The organism is Frankia sp. AgKG'84/4, from assembly GCF_023242965.2.
In the GTDB taxonomy this organism is placed as follows: domain Bacteria; phylum Actinomycetota; class Actinomycetes; order Frankiales; family Frankiaceae; genus Frankia.
This window is the reverse complement of sequence record NZ_JALKFU020000324.1, coordinates 1-5,933: the sequence shown is the minus strand read 5'-3', so window position 1 is coordinate 5,933 and position 5,933 is coordinate 1. Positions and strand designations below refer to the sequence as shown.

Sequence of the window (5,933 nt, the reverse complement as noted above, 5' to 3'; positions counted from 1 at the left end):
GGTCACCGAGGCGGCGGAGTTCTTCGGCGTGGGGGCGGGGGGGCGGCGGGGGGGGGGCGCCCGCCAGCGGCCCCGCGCCCCCCACGCGCCCGGCGCACCCACCCCCCCCCCCCCGCCCTCCACCCCCGCCCCCGGGGCCCGCGCCCGCGCCGCCCGGCGCCCGGCGCGGTGCCGGTCAGCACCCGGTCGCCCCTTGGCGCACCCTACGGCTGCGGTAGGCCGGACGGCGCCCCGGTGGTCGTGCCAGGATCGAGGCATGCCAGGTTCCAGGGCATCCGCGTGGGTGTCGTCCGCGGCGACCCGGCGTTCGTCGAGGGACATGTCCCGACACGGCGGGTGCGTCCTGTGGGTGCGTCCCGCGCTGTCCCTGGGGATGACGGTCGGGTCGTGCCCGCGAGGGCGGTCTGGCGCGGCTGTGGCGCTCGCGGCGGTCCTGGGGAGCTAGAGCATGTCTGTCGTTTCGCCTGCGGCCTACCTGCGGGTGTATGAGCCCCTTGCCGCCTTTCCGGCCGCCGAGCGCGGGCGCTGGCAGCGTTACGCGGCGGCCGGGCCGCCGTCGCGCCGGGCCGGCTCCCGCCGCGAGCGGGCCGTCGCCATCCTCGCTGCCGTCCGGCCGACTCTCGACGTCGCCGACGAGTCGGCGTTCGTGCAGTGGATCGATGGGTTGATGTTCGTCTGCCCGTGGTCGACCCAGCTTCGGGTGTGGCAGGCGGCGGTGGATTTCCGCGGCGGGATGCCCGAGCGGGTAGCCGAGGCCTTCCTGCCGCGGCGAATCACCGAGCCGGCCGAGGCCGAGCTGGACCGCTGGAAGGCTCGCCGCCCGATGCTCAAGGTCCACGTGCAGACGTCCACCTGGATGGTGCCGCCGCCGTGGTTCCTGCTGTTCGACCCGGCCGAGCGGTCGCTGGTGACGGGTGACACCGCCGAGCGTTCGATGATCTACCGGACCACGATGAGCCTGGCGCGGCGCCGGGCCAGCCGTGCGGTGGAGGCGATGGAGACCTTGCGTTCGGGTTCGGCGGACGCGCCCACCGTCGAGGGCATCGGTGATCTGGCCCGTTGGCTGGGGTCCTTCCATCCGCAGAGCAGGGTCGAACTGGACTACGACGGGCTAGTTGACCTGCTCGACGATGACATGCTTCGAGGCGACAACTCCGTAGAGGACATCGTCGAGGCTGTCAGCGCGTTACGCCGTGGGCGAACAGACCTAGCGGTCGAAGCCTACGAACGGGTCCTCATGAGGTGGAGACCCCTGCAGGCACGGGAATCCGCAAGCTGATCGACGCAATCCGTTAACAGAGAGTCGCCGTCCGCTTCGGACGAGCTGTGACTAGTCAGCAGATGGTCCTGACGTGCCATGTCCGAAATGCCCCCGAAGGATGCACGATCTGTATGGGACGGAGCGACGCTCTGTGACGGGAGGCCAACACAATGACGACACGAACGCCGGACGCCGAGCCACTGCTGACGCCCGCCGAGGTAGCCACGATGTTTCGGGTTGATCCGAAGACCGTTACCCGGTGGGCGAAGGCCGGCAAGCTGACGTCGATTCGGACCCTTGGTGGGCACCGCCGGTATCGAGAGGCCGAGGTGCGTGCCCTGCTCAAGGGTGTTCCGAGCATGGGAGGCGACATCTAGATCGTGTTCACCCGGCGTGTGGGCCGGCAGGCACCACCCCAGCTCGTCCGTGCGCGGCTCGGAGCCCCAGCGGGGCCCCGACGCTCGCGCTTGGTCGCGTGGGACCGACGGTCGCGGACACGACCTTCGGGGAGCCCGCGAAACGCACTATCGGGTCATCAAGTGTGAAGAAAATGCAAAAACCCGGGTTGCCAGCCGCGAGACTGGTGCCCGGACCCGCGCGTGAGACTGCGCGCGTCAAGGACCACCTGAGCACCGGGAGGGCACAGGGTGGACCTGTTCGGGGAACCGGCGGACGGCCCCTACGGTCGTCCGCCGGGCTCGTCCGTGCGCCTGCCAGGCCGCTGCGCGGTCTGGGAGGCGTCTTCGGCCGTCTCTGGCTTCCTGCCGAGCACCGAGGCGTTCCGCTTCTCGAACAGCTTTGCGGCGCAGCCGCTGCTCGGTGCCCGCGCCCCAGGCCTGCCCTGGGATATCGGCATTGGCGATGCCAGCCAGGGCCTGTGCGGAGGAATGATCTTCGCGGTGCGCGATCTCGTCGAGGCGCGCCTCGACCCACCGCCGGACCAGACACCACCGGCGCGGGGCAGCCCGTTGTACGCGTACCTGGTGCGCCGGCTTTTCGACAGCTTTGACCTGCCGCGGGGAGTCGCCCGCTATTACGGGCTCATGCGCGGCCCCGACGGCCGCTCGGGAGGGCGACCAGGCGTGGGCGCCCGCAGCCTCGCCGAAGAGTGGCCGCGCATCCGCCTGGACCTCGACGCCGGCCGGCTCGCGCCGCTCGGGATCGTCACGGTCCGCTCGGCCGACCCCCGCCGGCTCGGCCTGAACCACCAGGTCCTCGCCTACGCCTACCACCAGGTCGGCACGGCGGTGACCGTGCGCGTCTACGACCCGAACACCCCGAATGCCCAGGCCGACGACGTCACTATGGCCTTCGATCTCGCCCAGTCCGGCGGCCTCGCCGCCTCCGGCGCAGGCGGCTCCGGTGCGGTGGCCGAGCCGGTACAGATCGAGCACTCGATCGCGATCGGCGCCCGCCCGGTGCGCGCGTTCTTCCGCGCCCGCTATCGCTGGACCGACCCGCGTCCCGCCCTGCGGGGTCCGCCGGAGTGATCGGCCGGCATGGGGTTTGTCGCCCACCCGGGCCATCCCCTATGCTGGCAGTGCTACAGATGATCGAGGTCTGGTCGGGCGCATGCCGGGCCACCCCCGATCGCCAGCCGGCCCCCATCGTCTAGCGGCCCAGGACGTCGCCCTTTCAAGGCGGTAGCACGGGTTCGAATCCCGTTGGGGGCACATTCCGTAGTCTTCTCATGGCTGAAGCTAGCTGATCGAGATGGTGCCTACCAGCGCCGATTCCGGCAGGCCGTCGAGCGATCGCTTACAGTGGGCGGGCTGCGTGCCCTCTATTGTCCGATATGGGACAGCTCGTCCTGCATAGGTTCGTCTCCTGCCGGGGGTGATGGTCGACCTGTGAGTCGTTGACCGCGCGGGATGATGAAGTCGTGGGGTGAGCGGCGGCGTCGAGATGACCGTTGTAGCTTTCGACCCCCAGTAACTCGCTCCGGCCGTCGGCTGTGGCCGTCGTGGCGGGGTCTCGCTGGTTCTGGTGGGATTCGGTCCTCGACGTCGAGCAGCAGGGTATGAGCTTGAGGTTGTATTAGTCGGGGCTCATAATCGGGATGGTGATCGTCGACTGGACCGACGAGTTCGGCCGCTGGCTGACCCGCGGACGTGCGGGGAGGCACTCTTCTCGCCGTCGCCGTCGCGCTCCTGCAGGCGCTCACTGACCTCCCTGCCAGACCCATCGAGGAGTCCCCGACCTCCAAACGGGCGCGCCAAGCCCGTCGCCACGACCTCTGGCGCGCCGCCCATCCGTTCGCCCCGGACGTCGCAGTCCGGATCATCTGCTGGTTCCCCGCCGGCGACCGCGCTGTGGTCGCATTGATCGGGTTCGACACGAAGACGATCGGCGACGTGTTCTACGCCAGCGCCGCGATCCGCGGCGAAGCTCTCGTCGACGCCTGGCTACGCCAGCAAGGAGGCGCTCCATGACCGACAACGAGACGACCGAGGGCGACGTCACGTTCATCCGCGGCAACGACCGCATCCGCCGGCTAGCTCAGCGGCCCGACATCGCCGACGAGGTCGCCCAGGTCCGTGCGAGTATGGCTGAAGCCGACCAGACCTACGCGATGGGCTTGGCCGCGCTCCGCTAGGCCGCCGAACTCACCCAGGTCGAGCTCGCGCGGCGTATGGGTGTCACTCAGGCAGCCATCAGCCGCCTGGAATAGCCCCACGACCTGCTGCTGTCGACGCTCAACGCCTACCTGGCGGCGATCGGCGGCACCGCCCGCATGATCGTCAGCTTCGCCGACGGCCACGAAACCACTCTCGACCTCTCGACACTCCGCTAACCCGTACAGCGGCTCATCGGCAGCTCGGCGAGAGTATGTGACGTATGGCCGCCTTCCGACCACTGGGCCGGCGTACTGATCCCTATACCCGGCGGACTTCGAGTCATGAAACCCCTGGGCTCTTGCGCTCCGGGATTCATCGACGTTGAGAGGGGCTCCCGGAAGACCACGGACGTGGACGGGCACCCTCGCGAACTCCGCCACGCACGCGCATAGCTTTAGCGCATGGAATCAGGCCGCGACGATCAGTCGACGGGCCCGCCAACAACACCGAACAGGCCTCGGGCCAGCGAGCGTCGAGAGCCACTCACCATGGTGCTTGAGATCCACGGCTTGGATGGCGAGCAGGGAAAACGTCGTCAGGTCGTGCAGGCAAGAGCGATCAACGACGTTCTGGCCTGAATTGCTCAGAATCGGACGAACGAGGACCAGCCCGCATCCGACCTAGGGAAATCAGTCGCCTGCCGAGGATCCCAGCAATCCTGACAATCAAGAAGACAGCCCGTCGGATCGCTAACGCCGCGGCTCAGAGCGATCAGCGCCGCCGTGGCAGGATCTGGCCCGATCTCGAAGATCTTAAGTTAGCGGCCGAAAGATCGACGCTTTGTGTGCCGCCAACCTGCGCACCCATTGTAGGGAGGGTCACCACGGTCATACCCCAGCGATGGTCCCGACGGTGTAACCGGCCTCGACGATCGCTGCTTCGATCGACGCGACGGCCACCCCATCGGCCCGCTCTACCCTTACCGAGGTAGCGGCAACGTCGACCGACACCGTGACGACACCCGGGATCTGGCCCACTGCCTGCTCGATTGCCGCCTTGCAGTGCCCGCAGCTGATGTCGGGCACCTGCATCGTCAACGTTGCCACGGACGCTCCTACCGTTGGGTGTGCCTCACCATTGAGGCTCCTTCGACGGAGCGTAGTAGGCGCCGGGATGCATCCCGAACTAGGTCACTGTGGTGTTTGGCACCATCGCTCAGATAGCTGGGGCAGGGCTGCGGATCTCAGCCACACCCAGGGCGAGTTCCGCCTCGACCAGGGATGTGATGTTCCCGGCCTTGGCCTCGTCGATGATGACCTCGAGCTGTTCCACGCTCATCTGGATTCGCTGGCCGAAATCGTCGGTCAGCACGATGCGCCGCTCGGGCTGCGCGTCATGGTCGACGAACAGCTCCGGGCAGCCGCAGCTGCACTTGCCGCAGAAGGTCAGGACGTGACGGGAAGTTCCGGACTCGGCCATGTCGGCTCCCGGGGTGCGAAGGGCGATCACAGTATGCAGGGCTCTGCCCAGCAGGTCGGTAGGCAGACCCCACCAGGACGACATCATAAATGTCCTACAGTCTGTCGGAGAAGTCCACTTCTCGATTTTCTTCGGGCGGCCGGAACAGTCGACCCGGCCCGGGCGGGAGCGCCAGCCTGATGTAGGGATCGTCGGATCACCTGCCGTCATCTGACCAGCCGAGCGGGGCTTGCGGTGAGATGAGCGGGCTTCCGGTGAGGTGGCAGTAGGCGCTAACGTGCCATCAACCTTGGCGCTCGGGAATTCGGTGTGATACCGAAGCGGCCCTCGCCACTGTAAGCAGATGAAGTCGGTTTCACGAAGCCACTGGATGTGTGTCCGGGAAGGCGGATTCGACACCGGAGTGATCTGTCTCCTCCGCCCGACTCGGTCGCGCCGAAGGGCGCAACATCGGGGTGATCCTGTCCGTCATCCTGGTGATGAACGTCGTCGCCTGGATGGTCCTGGTCGTGGGCGTCGCCCCCCAGCACCTGGCCCACGTGGCGCACTGCTACCTTCCCCGGCGGCGTCAAACGGTCGTAGCGACGCCTCGATAGAATGATCGTAATGGCGTCGAGGGGCTGGATGGTGGATGG

General features: G+C 67.9%; 7 protein-coding genes, 1 tRNA gene, 2 pseudogenes and 1 riboswitch. Of the genes and pseudogenes, 7 read left to right on the top strand and 3 right to left on the bottom strand.

The annotated features are described in order from the left end of the window. Positions 1–321, bottom strand: a pseudogene (locus tag MXD58_RS18105) (hypothetical protein); the annotation flags it as partial. Between the two features lie 127 nt (positions 322–448). Here MXD58_RS18105 and MXD58_RS18100 point away from each other — a divergent pair. From MXD58_RS18100 to relB, 7 genes and pseudogenes are all read left to right on the top strand, one after another. Beyond that, positions 449–1,279, top strand: a complete 831-nt coding sequence (locus tag MXD58_RS18100) for a DUF8083 family protein (RefSeq protein WP_248840156.1) — start codon at positions 449–451, stop codon at positions 1,277–1,279. A gap of 152 nt (positions 1,280–1,431) precedes the next feature. Continuing rightward, positions 1,432–1,638 (top strand): developmental transcriptional regulator BldC, encoded by a 207-nt coding sequence (bldC, locus tag MXD58_RS18095; protein ID WP_248818902.1) that lies wholly within the window; start codon positions 1,432–1,434, stop codon positions 1,636–1,638. 333 nt (positions 1,639–1,971) lie between these two features. Further along, on the top strand, positions 1,972–2,751 hold the full coding sequence (locus MXD58_RS18090) for a hypothetical protein (RefSeq protein WP_374616306.1): 780 nt from the start codon (positions 1,972–1,974) through the stop codon (positions 2,749–2,751). A gap of 110 nt (positions 2,752–2,861) precedes the next feature. Continuing rightward, a tRNA-Glu gene (locus MXD58_RS18085) sits at positions 2,862–2,934 on the top strand. Between the two features lie 438 nt (positions 2,935–3,372). Continuing rightward, a complete protein-coding gene (locus MXD58_RS18080; protein ID WP_248840157.1) occupies positions 3,373–3,693 on the top strand; it encodes a hypothetical protein in 321 nt (106 codons plus the stop codon). Then, on the top strand, positions 3,690–3,857 hold the full coding sequence (locus MXD58_RS18075) for a hypothetical protein (RefSeq protein WP_248840158.1): 168 nt from the start codon (positions 3,690–3,692) through the stop codon (positions 3,855–3,857). Before MXD58_RS18080 ends, MXD58_RS18075 begins: the two co-directional genes overlap by 4 nt. 9 nt (positions 3,858–3,866) lie before the next feature. Next, a pseudogene (gene relB / locus MXD58_RS31180) lies at positions 3,867–3,932 on the top strand (type II toxin-antitoxin system RelB family anti-toxin); the annotation flags it as partial. Between the two features lie 774 nt (positions 3,933–4,706). Here relB and MXD58_RS18070 read toward each other — a convergent pair. Together MXD58_RS18070 and MXD58_RS18065 are read right to left on the bottom strand one after the other, a co-directional pair. Beyond that, positions 4,707–4,925 (bottom strand): heavy-metal-associated domain-containing protein, encoded by a 219-nt coding sequence (locus MXD58_RS18070; protein ID WP_248840159.1) that lies wholly within the window; start codon positions 4,923–4,925, stop codon positions 4,707–4,709. Positions 4,926–5,034: 109 nt separating this feature from the next. Continuing rightward, positions 5,035–5,298, bottom strand: a complete 264-nt coding sequence (locus tag MXD58_RS18065) for a hypothetical protein (RefSeq protein ID WP_248840160.1) — start codon at positions 5,296–5,298, stop codon at positions 5,035–5,037. A 299-nt stretch (positions 5,299–5,597) separates the two neighbouring features. Beyond that, positions 5,598–5,726, top strand: a riboswitch (cobalamin riboswitch). Positions 5,727–5,933: the final 207 nt, after the last annotated feature.

Excerpts from the sequence above, each read along its gene's own strand:
- bldC (WP_248818902.1), top strand. The coding sequence starts at position 1,432 with ATGACGACACGAACGCCGGACGCCGAGCCACTGCTGACGCCCGCCGAG.
- MXD58_RS18100 (WP_248840156.1), top strand. The coding sequence starts at position 449 with ATGTCTGTCGTTTCGCCTGCGGCCTACCTGCGGGTGTATGAGCCCCTT.
- MXD58_RS18075 (WP_248840158.1), top strand. The coding sequence starts at position 3,690 with ATGACCGACAACGAGACGACCGAGGGCGACGTCACGTTCATCCGCGGC.
- MXD58_RS18065 (WP_248840160.1), bottom strand. The coding sequence starts at position 5,298 with ATGGCCGAGTCCGGAACTTCCCGTCACGTCCTGACCTTCTGCGGCAAG.